Genomic DNA, 13,473 nt, shown 5'->3' with positions numbered 1-13,473 from the left:
CGCCCCCTGCCGGGCGGGCCGCCTGACGACCCATCACCGCACCGAGGGGTTTCACGGAGCTTCCCACAGAGAAGAGTCGCCATATGGACCGCCGAATTTTCGGGCTCGAGAACGAGTACGGCGTCACCTGCACGTTCCGGGGGCAGCGCCGCCTGTCGCCGGACGAGGTCGCCCGCTACCTCTTCCGCCGTGTCGTCTCCTGGGGCCGCAGCAGCAACGTCTTCCTGAAGAACGGCGCCCGCCTCTACCTCGACGTCGGCTCCCACCCCGAGTACGCGACCCCCGAGTGCGACGACGTGGTCGAACTGGTCACCCACGACAAGTCCGGCGAGCGGATCCTCGAGGGCCTGCTGGTGGACGCCGAGCGGCGGCTGCACGAGGAGGGCATCGCCGGCGACGTCTACCTGTTCAAGAACAACACCGACTCGGCCGGCAACTCCTACGGCTGCCACGAGAACTACCTGGTGGCCCGGCACGGCGAGTTCTCCCGGCTGGCGGACGTGCTGATCCCGTTCCTGGTGACGCGTCAGCTGATCTGCGGAGCCGGCAAGGTGCTGCAGACCCCGCGCGGCGCGGTCTACTGCGTCAGCCAGCGCGCCGAGCACATCTGGGAGGGCGTCAGCTCCGCCACCACCCGCTCCCGTCCGATCATCAACACCCGCGACGAGCCGCACGCCGACGCCGAGCGCTACCGGCGGCTGCACGTCATCGTGGGCGACTCCAACATGTCGGAGACCACCACGCTGCTCAAGGTCGGCGCCACCGACCTGGTGCTGCGCCTGATCGAGGCCGGCGTGGTGATGCGCGACCTGACGCTGGAGAACCCGATCCGGGCGATCCGCGAGGTCAGCCACGACCTGACCGGCACCCACCAGGTCCGGCTGGCCAACGGCCGGGAGGCCAGCGCCCTGGAGATCCAGGAGGAGTACTACACCAAGGCGCTGGAGTTCGCCGACCGCAAGGGCCTCAACGAGGGCACCGTGGCCCGGGTCCTCGACCTGTGGGGCCGCACCCTGGAGGCGGTGCGCACCGAGGACCTCGGCAAGGTCGGCACCGAGATCGACTGGATCATGAAGTACCAGCTGATCGAGAAGTACCGGGCCAAGCACCAGATGACCATGTCCAACCCGCGGGTCGCGCAGATCGACCTCGCCTACCACGACATCCACCGCCGCCGCGGCCTGTTCTACCTGCTGCAGAAGAACGGCCAGGCGGAGCGCGTCACCACCGACCTGCTGACCTTCCAGGGCAAGTCGGTGCCCCCGCAGACCACCCGGGCCCGGCTGCGCGGCGACTTCATCCGGCGCGCCCAGGAGCAGCGCCGCGACTTCACCGTCGACTGGGTGCACCTGAAGCTGAACGACCAGGCGCAGCGCACCGTGCTGTGCAAGGACCCGTTCCGCTCGGTCGACGAGCGGGTGGAGAAGCTGATCGCCGGCATGTGACCGGGTCGTCGACGGTCCGTCGGGGGCACGCCCGAGTGCCTCCGACGGACCGGACGAATCGGGCCATACGCTGACCCCATGCGTCGAATCGCCTGCCTGCTCTCCGTCCCCCTCGCCGCCGTGCTGCTGACCGCGTGCGGCAGCGACTCCGGCAAGTCCGCCGGGGCGACGCCCTCGGCGACCGCCTCGCCGGTGGAGGTGCCGAGCCCGGTGGCCTCCGCCTCGCCGATGCCGACGGTCAGCGGCGACTTCGGGTCGAAGGCGACGATCACGCTGCCCGCCGAGAAGCCGAGCGGGCAGTTCGTGGTGAGCACCGAGAGCGAGGGCTCCGGCGCGACGGTCAACAAGAACGACTGGGTGACCGTCAACTACACCGCCAAGGACTGGACCAGCGGCAAGGACCTGACCAGCTCCTACGACTCCGGCGGCAAGCCGCAGCTGTACCAGGCGGGCAGCGGGCAGCTGGTGCCGGCGTTCGACGTCAGCGTGCAGGGCAAGAAGGTCGGCAGCCGGCTGCTGGTGGTGGCCCCGCCGTCCGCCGGGTTCGGCACCCAGGGGTCGACGGCGCTGGGCGTCGGCAAGGACGACACGGTGGTGTTCGTACTGGACATCGTGCAGGCGGTGCCGCAGGACTCCACCGTCTCCGGGCAGGTCACCGCGCCGCCCGCGAACGCCCCCCAGGTGAAGGACAACGGCAAGGCCGCGCCGACCATCACGATCCCCTCCGGCGAGCAGCCGCCCACCGACCTCCAGCAGTACGTGCTGATCAAGGGCGACGGGCCGGAGGTGAAGTCCGGTCAGACCCTGGTGGTCCAGTACACCGGCGTGACCTGGGCCGACGGCAAGCAGTTCGACTCGTCCTGGAGCCACGGCGGGGCGCAGGCGCTGCAGGTCGGCACCGGCAGCCTGATCAAGGGCTGGGACATGGGCCTGGTCGGCAAGAGCGTCGGCAGCCGGGTGATGCTGGTCGTCCCGCCGTCGCTGGGCTACGGCGACAAGGCCAGCGGATCGATCCCGGCCAACTCCACCCTGGTGTTCGTGATCGACATCCTGGAAGCTGTCTGACCGCCGCCTGGCAACGGGGCCAGGACCGGACTGACCCGCTCTCATTCCGACCTGACATACTGCTGCCCCGCACCAGTGGTTCACGCGTCGTCGGGCGAGATGAATGGGGAGTCATGTCTGAGAAAACGTCTGGCCCGGACGAGGCCGGCACGACCGGGCAGCAGCGTCCGGGAGAGCGCGAGTCGATCGTCGTCCCCGCCGAGATGCTGACCCAGGCCGGCTGGGCCGCGCCGTCCGACTCGGTGAGGCCGGCCGGCGAGAAGGGCGACGAGGCACCGCAGGTCTTCGCCTCCACGCAGCGCAAGGTCGACCTGTCGGAGGCCGGGTACGACGAGGACCCGGGCAGCTCGGGCCGGCTCGGCGCGATCCTCGGCACCGTCCTCGCGGTGCTGCTGATCGGCTCCGCGGTCACCATGTACGTGGTCAACAAGGACGACAGCAAGCCCGCCGCCAAGTCCGACGCGGCGAAGCCCGCCGCCACCGACACGCCCAGCCAGGAGCCGGTGCCGCCGATCAAGGACAGCGCCAAGGCGCTGCCCACCGTCACCGGCGACTTCGGCTCCAAGGCGACCATCACCGTCCCGCAGGACAAGCCCGACGGCACCTTCGTCGTCAAGGAGCTGTCCGCCGGCACCGGCCCGAAGGTCGAGAAGGGCAACTGGGTGTCCGTCGACTACACGGCGATGGACTGGAACACCGGCAAGGAGATCCCCGGGTCGTACGGCGAGCAGAACAGCAAGCCGCAGCTGTACCAGGCCGACGCCGGCAAGCTGATCCCCGCCCTCGACAAGGCCGTCACCGGCCACAAGGCCGGCAGCCGCCTGCTGGTGGTCGCCCCGCCCGGCGCCGCGTTCGGCTCCCAGGGCAACACCCAGCTCGGCGTCGGCGCGACCGACAGCCTGGTCTTCGTGCTCGACATCCGGCAGGCCACCGCGCCCGACGCGGTGCTCAGCGGCGAGATGACCCCGCCGCCGGCCGGCATGCCGCAGGTCAAGGACAACGGCAAGAAGCCGTTCGACATCACCCCGGTCCCCGGCGCCGCCGACCCGACCGAGCTGAAGTCGCACGTCCTGATCCAGGGCAAGGGCCGCAAGGTCGAGAGCGGCGAGAAGGTCGTCGTCCAGTACACCGGCGCGCTGTACAAGGACGGCAAGAAGTTCGACTCCTCGCTCGACCGCGGCCAGGCGTTCACCTTCGCCACCGGTGCCGGCAGCGTCATCGAGGGCTGGGACAAGGGCGTCGTCGGCCAGAACATCGGCAGCCGCATCGAACTGGTCATCCCCGCCTCGCTGGCGTACAAGGACCAGGCCTCCGGCTCGATCCCGGCCAACTCCACCCTGGTGTTCGTCATCGACATCCTGGACGCCGGCGTCGGCGGCGAGGACTGACCCGCCCGCCGCTCGCCTAGGATGAACCCCGTTCACGCAACCGAACGAGAAGAGCAACAGTGAGCCTGACCAAGCCGGAGATCGACTTCCCGGGCGGCGACGCCCCGACCGAGCTCCAGATCCGCGACATCGTGGTCGGCGAGGGCGCCGAGGCCAAGGCCGGTGCCAACGTCGAGGTCCACTACGTCGGTGTCACCTTCGCCTCCGGCGAGGAGTTCGACGCGTCCTGGAACCGCGGCCAGACCTTCAAGTTCCCGCTGGGCAAGGGCCGGGTCATCAAGGGCTGGGACCAGGGCGTCGAGGGCATGCGCGTCGGCGGCCGCCGCGAGCTGATCATCCCGCCGCACCTGGCGTACGGGAACCAGTCCCCGAGCCCGCTGATCCCGGCCGGCTCCACCCTGATCTTCGTGGTGGACCTGCTGGGCGTCTGACCTCGGACGCACCACCGAACCCCCGGTTCCGCCAGGAGCCGGGGGTTCGGCTTTCGCGGAGCGTGTCCGTACCGGTACGGTCGGCGGGTCACCCCCCGATCGGAGGAAAGGTCAGCGATGGCGATCGCCAAGGCAGAGCGGCTGATGAACCTCGCCCTGTGCCTGATGAACACCCGGCGTCCGCTCTCCAAGAAAGAGCTGCGCGAATCCGTCGAGGCGTACCGGGAGGCCTGGCAACAGGGCTCCGAGGACGCCTTCAACCGGATGTTCGAGCGCGACAAGGACGACCTGCGCGAACTCGGCCTGATCATCGACGTGGACGAGAACGCGCTCGACGGCGAAGTGGGCTACCTGGCCCGCCGCGACCGCAACCGCCTCCCCGAGATCGCCCTGGACGCCGAGGAGGCCGCCGCGCTCGCCCTCGCCGCCCGGGTCTGGCAGCAGGCCAAGATGTCCGGCGCGGCCAGCGGAGCCCTGCAGAAGCTGCGCGCCGCCGGCGTCCCGTTCGCCGAGGAGCGCGAGCACGGCGCACTGGAGCCGCGGATCCCCGGCCGGGAGGCCGCGTTCGAACCGCTGCTGGTCGCCGCCCGCGACCGGCGGCCGGTCACCTTCGAGTACCGCAAGGCCGGCGCCGCCACCGCCGAGCCGCGCTCGGTCGAGCCGTGGGCGCTGGAGTGCTGGCGCGGCCACTGGTACCTGGCCGGATGGGACCGCGACCGGGGCTCCGCCCGGGTGTTCCGGCTGTCCCGGATCACCGGCAAGGTCCGCTCCCGGGCCGGCGCGTTCACCGGCGACGTCCCCGAGCACGTCGACGTGCGCGCCGTGGTCGCCCGGTTCGCCGGCGAGGGCGCGACCGCCACCGCCGTGGTCCGGATCCGCCGCGGCGCCGCCTACCCGCTGCGCCAGCGCGCCCTGGACGACGCCCGGCCGGTGGACGCCGACTGGGACGAGCTGCACATCCCGTACGGCAACGGCCTGGGCGCCGACCTCGCCGAGTACGGACCCGACGTCATCGTGATCGGCCCCGAGGACCTGCGGGCCGACGTCATCGACCGGCTGCGCGCCGTCGCCGGTCTCGCGGAGGTTCAGTCGTGAGCAACGCCATCGACCAGACGCGGCGGATGCTGTCGCTGGTCACCTACCTGCGCGAGCGCCCCGGCGCCGAGGTCGCCGAGGTGGCCCGGGCGTTCGGGATCACCGAGCGCGAACTGATCGGCGACCTGAACGTGCTGCCGATGTGCGGCACGTCCTTCCGCGGCGGCGACCTGCTCGACATCGACACCGACGGCGAGCGGATCTGGTGGCACAACGTCGACGACGTCGCCCAGCCGCTGCGGCTGGCCGCGGACGAGGCCACCGCGCTGCTGGTCGCCGCCCGCGCCGTGGCCGGCCTGCCCGGCCTGCGCGAACGCGACCGGCAGGCGCTCACCCGGGCCGTCGCCAAGATCGAGGACGCGGCCGGCGAGAGCGCCGAGTCCGCCGCCCGGATCGGCGTCACCTTCGAGGCCGAGGGCACCGTCTTCGCCGACATCGACCGGGCGCTCAGCGAGGGCCGGCTGATCTGGCTGCGCTACTGGTCGCACGGCCGCGGCGAGCTCACCGAGCGCGAGGTCGACCCGATCCGCCTGGTCACCGAGGGGCACACCTACCTGGAAGGCTGGTGCCGCACCTCCGAGGACCGGCGCACCTTCCGGCTCGACCGGATCGCCGAGATCAAGGTCCTCGACGAGCCCGCCAACCCGCCCCGCCTGCAGCCCCGCGACCTGTCCGCGGGCCTGGTCGCGCCGGACGCCGACGACCCGCAGGTGGTCGTCGAGGTCGGCCCCGGCGGCCGCTGGGTCGCCGAGTACTACACCCACGACAGCGCCGAGGAGCTCCCCGACGGCGGCCTGCGGATCACCCTGCGCTCCGCCGAGCCGTCCGGGCTGCGCACGCTCGCCCTGCGGCTCGGCCGGGACGGCCGGATCACCGCCCCGCCGCAGCTCGCCGAGCAGGCCCGCACCGCCGCGCTGGCGGCACTGGAGCACTACCGGGACGGACAGGTCTGAACCACGTGACCGAGGGCACCAGATTCAAGGTGTACTGCTCGCAGTGCCGGGAGAAGGTCGAGCTCCCGGCGCCCGAGTTCCGGCTGGCGCTCGGCGCCAGCCGGGAACGCACCTTCTACAGCTTCACCTGCCCGGCCTGCGGAGCGTCCGTCCGCAAGATCGCCGGGGAGAAGATCGTCGCCGCGCTCACCGCGGCCGGCGTGCACACCATGCGGCTGCTGCCGGTGGACGGATAGGAAGGTCCCGCAGATGAACTGGACCCTGGTCGGCGCGGTCCTGCTGTCCACCGCGGGCCTGCTGGTGCTCGGCGTGCTCGCCGCCCGGCTCTGGCTGGACGCGCGGGCGCTGACCCGCGAGGTGGACGGGGCGGTCGCCGCGCTCCGACGGGCCGCCGAGAAGGGCTGAGCGCCGAGCGCCCCGACGGGCCGGGCACCGTGAAGCGGCGGGCGCCGGGAAGGGCCGGGCACCGGGACCGGGCGGGCGTCGTCGCGGCGGACCGGGCCCGGTCGCCGATCGTTGGGGACCGGGTTCCCGCCGCGACACCCCGAGCGACTACCATCGCCCGCAGAGGGGGAGCCCTGCCTCCCGGACGAGGAAGGCGGTGCTCCGATGCGGATCCTGTCACCTGCCGCGCTGCTGCTGGTCGTGGTGTTCGCCGTGCTGCTGTTCGGCGGCAAGCGCCTGCCCGACGCCGCTCGGGCGCTCGGACGCTCGCTGCGGATCCTCAAGGCCGAGGGCAAGGCGCTGCGCGGCGAGTTCGCGGCCGGCGCCCAGGTGCCCGCCGCGCCGCCGGCCGCCGAGCCGGAGCGGGTGGTCAAGCCCGCCCCGGGCGCCTCCCGCACCGACCGGGCCGCCTGAACGGCACCGCCCGCACCACTCCGACCACCGACGAGCGCACGATTCGAGGACCGGGTTGAGCAAGACGACCAAAGCGCCCAAGGACCCTGAGGGGCGGATGGCGCTGGCCGACCATCTGCGCGAACTGCGCAACCGGCTGGTCAAGTCGCTGCTGGCGATCATCGTGTTCACGATCGTCGCCGCGTTCTACCACAAGCGGCTGCTGGACTTCCTGATCGCCCCGCTGCCCGCCTGCGGCCCGGACGGGAAGCCGCCGTCCGGTATGGACCACTGCGCGGAGATCTCCAACATCGGTCTGACCACGCCGTTCACGGTCATGCTGAAGGTCAGCCTCACCGCCGGCGTGGTCGCCGCCACCCCGGTCTGGCTGTACCAGTTGTGGCGGTTCGTCGCGCCGGGCCTGCACCAGCACGAGAAGCGCTACTCGGTGGCGTTCCTGACCATCGGCACCCCGCTGTTCCTGGCGGGCGCGGTGCTCGCGTACGTGGTCATGCCGGTCACCGCGCAGATGCTGATCAGCTTCATCGCGGACGGCGTCACCTCGATCGTGCCGGTCGAGGACTACCTGGACCTGATCACCCGCATGGTGCTGGTGTTCGGTGCGGGCTTCGAACTGCCGCTGTTCCTGGTGATGCTGAACCTGGTCGGGGTGCTCTCCGGCAAGCGGCTGCTCGGCTGGTGGCGCGGCTTCGTGATGGGCATCACCGTGTTCGCGGCGTTCGCCACGCCGTCCGCTGACCCGCTGTCGATGCTGGCGCTGGCCGCGCCGATCTGGGCCCTGTACTTCCTGGCGGTGGGCGTCTCGCTGCTGAACGACAAGCGCAAGCTGGCCCGCAACCCGGACGCGCTGCTGGACGACGAGGAGGCCTCCGAGGTCGACCTGACGGTGGACGCCGTCGAGGACGCGGAGGCGGTCGGCGCCGTCGAGCCGGTGCAGGCCGGACGCCGGGACCAGATCGACGACATCACCTGACCTGCGGGCGACCGCGCGTGAACGGCCCCGGACCCGACGGTCCGGGGCCGTTCGGCGTTTCCGGGACCGGCCGCAAGGGGGCTTGTCGGTACTTCTGGACATGTGACATATTACTGGCGTGTTGAAGCGAACCTCCTACGACGCGGTGGTGGTCGGGGCCGGCGTGGTCGGCGCCGCCTGCGCGTACTACGCGGCGAAGGCCGGACTCCGGGTCGCCGTGGTCGACCGCGGGCCGGTGGCCGGCGGAACCACCGGCGCCGGCGAGGGCAACCTGCTGGTCTCCGACAAGGAACCCGGCCCCGAACTCGACCTCGCCCTGCTCTCCACCGCGCTCTGGCGCGAACTCGCCGAGGACTTCGGCGACCGCGTCGAGTACGAGCCCAAGGGCGGCCTGGTGGTCGCCACCGCCCCCGCCGGCCTCGACGCCCTGCACGGCTTCGCCGCCGGCCAGCGGACCGCCGGCGTGGACGCCGTCCCGGTCGCCGCCGACGAGCTGCGCGGGCTGGAGCCGCACCTCGCCGAGGACCTGCCCGGCGGCGTGCTCTACCCCCAGGACGCCCAGGTCCAGCCCGCCCTCGCGGCCGCCCACCTGCTGCGCGCCTCCGGCGCCGACCGCTACCTCGGCGAGGCCGTCACCGCGCTGCGCCGCGGCCCCGACGGCGCGATCGCCGGCGTCGTCACCGAGCGCCGCGAACTGGCCGCGCCCGCGGTCGTCAACGCCGCCGGGACGTGGGGCGGCGCGGTCGCCGAACTCGCCGGCGTCCGGCTCCCGGTGCTGCCCCGGCGGGGCTTCGTGCTGGTCACCGAGCCGCTGCCGCGGATCGTCCGCCGCAAGGTGTACGCCGCCGACTACGTCGCCGACGTCGCCTCCGGCTCGGCCGACCTGCAGTCCTCCGCCGTCGTCGAGGGCACGCCCGCCGGGCCGGTGCTGATCGGCGCCAGCCGGGAGCGCGTCGGCTTCGACCGGACGCTGAGCCCCGAGGTGCTGCGCCGGCTGGCCGGGCAGGCCGCGGCGCTGTTCCCGGTGCTCCGCACCGTCGCCGTGCAGCGCGCCTACCGGGGCTTCCGGCCCTACCTGCCCGACCACCTCCCGGCGATCGGCCGGGACGCCCGGGTGCCCGGCCTGTACCAGGCGTGCGGCCACGAAGGCGCGGGCATCGGGCTCGCCCCCGCCACCGGACTGCTGATCAGCCGTCAACTCGTCGAGGAGAAGCCCGAGTTCGACCTGAGCCCGTTCCGCCCCGAGCGGTTCGACGAGGAGGAGTGAGCGTGGATCCGCTCGATCTGGTGGGCGCCGAGCCGGGGCCGGCCCGGACCATCCTGTTCGACGGGCGGCCGGTCCCCGCGCTGCCCGGGCAGACCCTGGCGGCCGCGCTGTGGGCCGACGGCGTGCTGGCCTGGCGCACCACCCGGGTGGGCGGCCGGCCGCGCGGCGCGTTCTGCGGCATCGGCCAGTGCTACGACTGCCTGGCCACCGTCAACGGCCGCCCCAACCAGCGGCTGTGCCTGCTGCCCGCCGAGCACGGCGACGCCGTCACCACCCAGGAAGGACACGGTCATGGCGACCTCGCGGTCTGAGGCCGACCGACGGCCCCGGTACGACCTCGCGGTGATCGGCGCGGGCCCCGCCGGGCTGGCCGCCGCCGACGCCGCCGCGGCCCTCGGCCTGCGGGTCGCGCTGCTCGACGCGGGCGCCCGGCTCGGCGGCCAGTACTACCGGCACCCCGCGCCCGAACTCGGCGCTGCCCGGCCGGAGAAACTGCACCACGGCTGGCGGACCTTCGACCGGCTGCGCGAGCGCCTGGCGTCCGCCCCGCTGGTCGACCACCTGCCCGGCCACCACGTGTGGGCCGCCGAACGCGGCGAGGACTGGACGCTGCACGCCACCCGCGGGCCGGAGAGCGCCGAGCGCGCCACCGTCACGGCCCGCAGCCTGCTGCTGGCGACCGGCGCGTACGAACGCCAACTGCCGTTCCCCGGCTGGACGCTGCCCGGGGTGGTGACGGCCGGCGGGGCGCAGGCGATGCTGAAGTCCGGGCTGGTGCTGCCGGGCCGGCGGATCGTGGTCGCGGGCAGCGGTCCGCTGCTGCTGGCCGTCGCGTCCTCGCTGGCCGCGGCCGGGGCGCGGGTCCCGGCGATCGTGGAGGCGACGGGCTACCTCGGCTACGGGCGCGGCCTGCCCGTGCTGGCGGGCAACCCCGCCAAGCTCGCCGAGGGCGCCGAGCACGCGGCCCGGCTGCTCCGGCACGGCGTCCGGCTGCGCCGCACCGCCGCCGTCGTCGAGGCGCACGGCACCGACCGGGTCACCGCCGTCACGGTGGCCCGGCTGGACGCCCGCTGGAAGCCGGTGCCCGGCACCGGGCGGCGGATCGCCTGCGACGCGCTCGCGGTCGGCCACGGGCTCGTCCCGCAGATCGACCTGGCCGTCGAGCTCGGCGCCGCCACCGTCACCACCGCCGACGGCACCGCCGCGCTGCGGGTGGACGCCCAGCAGCGCACCAGCGTGCCCGGGCTGTGGGCGGCGGGGGAGACCTGCGGGGTCGGCGGCGCCGACCTGGCGCTCGCCGAAGGCGTGCTGGCCGCCCACTCGGTCGCCGGAAGGCCCGCTCCCGCCCGCGAGCTGACGATCCGTCGTCGGCGGCGGGCGTTCGCCGCACTGATGGCCGCCGCGCACGCGCCCGGGCCGGACTGGACGGGCTGGGTCACCGACGACACCGACGTCTGCCGGTGCGAGGAGGTCCCGGCGCGGGCCGTCCGGGAGGCCGTCACCGAACTGGGTGCGGCCGACGCCCGGACCGTCAAGCTGCTCACCCGGGCCGGCATGGGCTGGTGCCAGGGCCGGATGTGCGGGCCCGCCGTGGCCTGCCTGTCGGGCGGGCCGCTCGGCCGGCCCGACAGCCGGCCGCTGTCCTGCCCCGTCCCGCTGGCGCAGCTCGCGCAACCCGCACCGCCGGACGAGCCGGCGGCGCAGTAGCGCCCGTCCGGGCCGCCGGGTGTCCGGGCCGCCGGGCGGACCCGGCTGCCCGGCGGGGCCCCTTGTGCGCCCCACTCGACCACCTATAAAATGTCACACATCATATCGAGGGAGACCCCCGTGACTCGCACCGCCCACGACCCCGCCCGCCCCTGGCGGGGCATCATGGTTGCCACCACGCTGCCGTTCCACGAGGACGGCACCGTGGACTACGACGCCTACGCCGAGCACGTCCGCTGGCTGATCGACAACGGCTGCGACGGCGTCGTCCCCAACGGCTCGCTCGGCGAGTACCAGACCCTCACCGCCGAGGAGCGCGCCAGGGTCGTCACCACCGCCGTCGAGGCCGCCGGCGACGGCGCCCGCGTGATGCCCGGCGTCGCCGCCTACGGCAGCGCCGAGTCCCGCCGCTGGGCCGAGCAGGCCGCCGAGGCCGGGGCCGGCTCCGTGCTGCTGCTCCCGCCGAACGCCTACCGCGCCGACCACGACGCCGTCCGCGCCCACTACGCCGAGGTCGCCCGGGCCGGCCTGCCGATCGTCGCCTACAACAACCCGATCGACACCAAGGTCGACCTCGTCCCCGCGCTGCTCGCCGACCTGCACGCGGCCGGCCACATCGTCGCCGTCAAGGAGTTCTCCGGCGACGTCCGCCGCGCCTACGAGATCGCCGAACTCGCCCCCGGCCTGGACCTGCTGATCGGCGCCGACGACGTCCTGCTGGAACTCGCCCTCGCCGGCGCGGTCGGCTGGATCGCCGGCTACCCCAACGCCCTGCCCGCCACCAGCGCCGAGCTGTACCACGCCGCCGTCGCCGGCGACCTGGAGACCGCGCTGCCGCTCTACAAGTCGCTGCACCCGCTGCTGCGCTGGGACTCCAAGACCGAGTTCGTCCAGGCCATCAAGCTCTCCATGGACCTGGCCGGCCGCACCGGCGGACCCACCCGCGCCCCGCGGCTGCCGCTGCGCCCCGAGATCGAGAGCGCCGTGCGCGCCGCCACCGAGAAGGCGCTCGCCGAGGGCCACAAGTAACGCCCGCGGCGGCCCACCCGCCCCGGCCCGGACCGGCGACCTCGGGGGAGCCCGGTCCGGGCCGGACCACCGGCCGCCGGGCCGGACCACCGGCCGCCGGGCCGGCCGGGTCACGGGCCGCCGGGCCGACCGGACCACCAGCAGCCAGGAGGGAACACCGCGATGCGGACCCGTCACGTCTTCCACGCCGTCGACTCGCACACCGAGGGCATGCCCACCCGGGTGATCACCGGCGGCTTCGGCACCGTGCCCGGCGCCACCATGGCCGAGCGGCGCGCCCACTTCCAGCAGCACCTGGACCACTTCCGGACCCTGCTGATGTACGAGCCGCGCGGCCACGCCGCGATGAGCGGCGCGATCCTGCAGCCGCCGACCCGGCCGGACGCCGACTTCGGCGTGCTCTACATCGAGGTCTCCGGCCTGCTGCCGATGTGCGGCCACGGCACCATCGGCGTCGCCACCGTGCTGGTCGAGACCGGCATGGTCCCGGTGGTCGAGCCCGTCACCACCGTCCGCCTCGACACCCCCGCCGGCCTGGTCGTCGCCGACGTCCGGGTCCGCGACGGCGCGGCCGTCGGCGTCACCATCCGCAACGTCGCGTCCTACTCGGTGGCGCTCGACCGCAAGCTCGACGTGCCCGGGTACGGGACGGTGACCTACGACCTGGCGTACGGCGGCAACTTCTACGCGATCCTGCCGCTCGAACAGTTCGGCCTGCCGTTCGAGCGCGAGCGCAAGGACGACATCCTTGCGGCCGGGCTGGCCATGATGGACGCGATCAACGCCTCCGACGAGCACCGGCCCGTGCACCCCGAGGACCCGACCATCCACGGCTGCCACCACGTCCAGCTGCTCGCCCCCGGCTCGGACGCCGTGCACTCCCGGCACGCGATGGCCATCCACCCCGGCTGGTTCGACCGCTCGCCGTGCGGCACCGGCACCTCGGCGCGGATGGCGCAGCTGCACGCCCGGGGCGAGCTGGCGCTCGGGGCGGACTTCCGCAACGACTCCTTCCTCGGCACCACCTTCATCGGCCGCCTGGTCGAGGAGACCACGGTGGCCGGCCGGCCCGCCGTGGTGCCGACCGTCACCGGCCGCGCCTGGGTGACGGGCACCGCGCAGTACTTCCTGGACCCGACCGACCCGTTCCCGGCCGGCTTCCTGCTCTAGGGCCTGTCTTCCCACCCCCGCGCGCGGTGCGGGAGGAACGGGTGGGCGCGACCGGGGCGCGGGCCGCCGGGCGCGCCACGCCCGGTTCGGCG

At 73.6% G+C, this 13,473-nt stretch carries 15 protein-coding genes; all 15 read left to right on the top strand.

What is annotated here, in order from left to right:
* Nucleotides 1-83 precede the first annotated feature (83 nt).
* The 15 genes from pafA (at nucleotide 84) to ACFV1L_RS00650 (ending at nucleotide 13,381) form a co-directional block, all read left to right on the top strand.
* The gene (gene pafA, locus ACFV1L_RS00720; protein WP_380361639.1) at nucleotides 84-1,445 is read left to right on the top strand and encodes a Pup--protein ligase; all 1,362 of its coding nucleotides are present in this window, start codon (nucleotides 84-86) and stop codon (nucleotides 1,443-1,445) included.
* 78 nt (nucleotides 1,446-1,523) lie between these two features.
* A complete protein-coding gene (locus ACFV1L_RS00715; protein WP_380361637.1) occupies nucleotides 1,524-2,510 on the top strand; it encodes an FKBP-type peptidyl-prolyl cis-trans isomerase in 987 nt (328 codons plus the stop codon).
* Nucleotides 2,511-2,623: 113 nt separating this feature from the next.
* Complete coding sequence (locus ACFV1L_RS00710; RefSeq protein WP_380361635.1) at nucleotides 2,624-3,898, top strand: FKBP-type peptidyl-prolyl cis-trans isomerase; 1,275 nt, start codon at nucleotides 2,624-2,626, stop codon at nucleotides 3,896-3,898.
* A 59-nt stretch (nucleotides 3,899-3,957) separates the two neighbouring features.
* Nucleotides 3,958-4,329, top strand: coding sequence for an FKBP-type peptidyl-prolyl cis-trans isomerase (locus ACFV1L_RS00705; protein WP_380361634.1), 372 nt, complete (start codon nucleotides 3,958-3,960; stop codon nucleotides 4,327-4,329).
* Between the two features lie 117 nt (nucleotides 4,330-4,446).
* Nucleotides 4,447-5,424, top strand: a complete 978-nt coding sequence (locus tag ACFV1L_RS00700) for a helix-turn-helix transcriptional regulator (protein ID WP_380361632.1) — start codon at nucleotides 4,447-4,449, stop codon at nucleotides 5,422-5,424.
* A 26-nt stretch (nucleotides 5,425-5,450) separates the two neighbouring features.
* Nucleotides 5,451-6,377 carry a helix-turn-helix transcriptional regulator gene (locus ACFV1L_RS00695; RefSeq protein ID WP_380361839.1) on the top strand — a complete coding sequence of 309 codons (927 nt, stop codon included), beginning with the start codon at nucleotides 5,451-5,453 and terminating at the stop codon, nucleotides 6,375-6,377.
* 5 nt (nucleotides 6,378-6,382) lie between these two features.
* Nucleotides 6,383-6,613 carry a hypothetical protein gene (locus ACFV1L_RS00690; protein ID WP_051653673.1) on the top strand — a complete coding sequence of 77 codons (231 nt, stop codon included), beginning with the start codon at nucleotides 6,383-6,385 and terminating at the stop codon, nucleotides 6,611-6,613.
* Nucleotides 6,614-6,626: 13 nt separating this feature from the next.
* Nucleotides 6,627-6,782 (top strand): hypothetical protein, encoded by a 156-nt coding sequence (locus tag ACFV1L_RS00685; protein WP_380361630.1) that lies wholly within the window; start codon nucleotides 6,627-6,629, stop codon nucleotides 6,780-6,782.
* Between the two features lie 204 nt (nucleotides 6,783-6,986).
* Nucleotides 6,987-7,235 carry a twin-arginine translocase TatA/TatE family subunit gene (locus tag ACFV1L_RS00680; RefSeq protein WP_380361629.1) on the top strand — a complete coding sequence of 83 codons (249 nt, stop codon included), beginning with the start codon at nucleotides 6,987-6,989 and terminating at the stop codon, nucleotides 7,233-7,235.
* 97 nt (nucleotides 7,236-7,332) lie between these two features.
* On the top strand, nucleotides 7,333-8,208 hold the full coding sequence (gene tatC, locus ACFV1L_RS00675; RefSeq protein WP_380361837.1) for a twin-arginine translocase subunit TatC: 876 nt from the start codon (nucleotides 7,333-7,335) through the stop codon (nucleotides 8,206-8,208).
* Nucleotides 8,209-8,326: 118 nt separating this feature from the next.
* A complete protein-coding gene (locus ACFV1L_RS00670; protein ID WP_380361627.1) occupies nucleotides 8,327-9,475 on the top strand; it encodes an NAD(P)/FAD-dependent oxidoreductase in 1,149 nt (382 codons plus the stop codon).
* A gap of 2 nt (nucleotides 9,476-9,477) precedes the next feature.
* Nucleotides 9,478-9,786 (top strand): (2Fe-2S)-binding protein, encoded by a 309-nt coding sequence (locus tag ACFV1L_RS00665; protein WP_380361625.1) that lies wholly within the window; start codon nucleotides 9,478-9,480, stop codon nucleotides 9,784-9,786.
* Nucleotides 9,767-11,182, top strand: a complete 1,416-nt coding sequence (locus tag ACFV1L_RS00660; protein ID WP_380361624.1) for an NAD(P)/FAD-dependent oxidoreductase — start codon at nucleotides 9,767-9,769, stop codon at nucleotides 11,180-11,182. Before ACFV1L_RS00665 ends, ACFV1L_RS00660 begins: the two co-directional genes overlap by 20 nt.
* Before the next feature lie 90 nt (nucleotides 11,183-11,272).
* On the top strand, nucleotides 11,273-12,211 hold the full coding sequence (locus ACFV1L_RS00655) for a dihydrodipicolinate synthase family protein (RefSeq protein WP_380361622.1): 939 nt from the start codon (nucleotides 11,273-11,275) through the stop codon (nucleotides 12,209-12,211).
* A 162-nt stretch (nucleotides 12,212-12,373) separates the two neighbouring features.
* Complete coding sequence (locus ACFV1L_RS00650; protein WP_380361620.1) at nucleotides 12,374-13,381, top strand: proline racemase family protein; 1,008 nt, start codon at nucleotides 12,374-12,376, stop codon at nucleotides 13,379-13,381.
* Nucleotides 13,382-13,473 lie beyond the last annotated feature (92 nt).

It is taken from the genome of Kitasatospora sp. NPDC059646 (assembly GCF_042734615.1).
GTDB lineage: Bacteria > Actinomycetota > Actinomycetes > Streptomycetales > Streptomycetaceae > Kitasatospora.
This window is presented reverse-complemented; position numbering and strand designations above follow the sequence as displayed.

Excerpts from the sequence above, each read along its gene's own strand:
- ACFV1L_RS00715 (WP_380361637.1), top strand. The coding sequence starts at position 1,524 with ATGCGTCGAATCGCCTGCCTGCTCTCCGTCCCCCTCGCCGCCGTGCTG.
- ACFV1L_RS00710 (WP_380361635.1), top strand. The coding sequence starts at position 2,624 with ATGTCTGAGAAAACGTCTGGCCCGGACGAGGCCGGCACGACCGGGCAG.
- ACFV1L_RS00660 (WP_380361624.1), top strand. The coding sequence starts at position 9,767 with ATGGCGACCTCGCGGTCTGAGGCCGACCGACGGCCCCGGTACGACCTC.
- pafA (WP_380361639.1), top strand. The coding sequence starts at position 84 with ATGGACCGCCGAATTTTCGGGCTCGAGAACGAGTACGGCGTCACCTGC.
- ACFV1L_RS00650 (WP_380361620.1), top strand. The coding sequence starts at position 12,374 with ATGCGGACCCGTCACGTCTTCCACGCCGTCGACTCGCACACCGAGGGC.
- ACFV1L_RS00655 (WP_380361622.1), top strand. The coding sequence starts at position 11,273 with ATGTCACACATCATATCGAGGGAGACCCCCGTGACTCGCACCGCCCAC.
- ACFV1L_RS00680 (WP_380361629.1), top strand. The coding sequence starts at position 6,987 with ATGCGGATCCTGTCACCTGCCGCGCTGCTGCTGGTCGTGGTGTTCGCC.
- ACFV1L_RS00700 (WP_380361632.1), top strand. The coding sequence starts at position 4,447 with ATGGCGATCGCCAAGGCAGAGCGGCTGATGAACCTCGCCCTGTGCCTG.
- ACFV1L_RS00695 (WP_380361839.1), top strand. The coding sequence starts at position 5,451 with ATGCTGTCGCTGGTCACCTACCTGCGCGAGCGCCCCGGCGCCGAGGTC.
- ACFV1L_RS00685 (WP_380361630.1), top strand. The coding sequence starts at position 6,627 with ATGAACTGGACCCTGGTCGGCGCGGTCCTGCTGTCCACCGCGGGCCTG.
- tatC (WP_380361837.1), top strand. The coding sequence starts at position 7,333 with ATGGCGCTGGCCGACCATCTGCGCGAACTGCGCAACCGGCTGGTCAAG.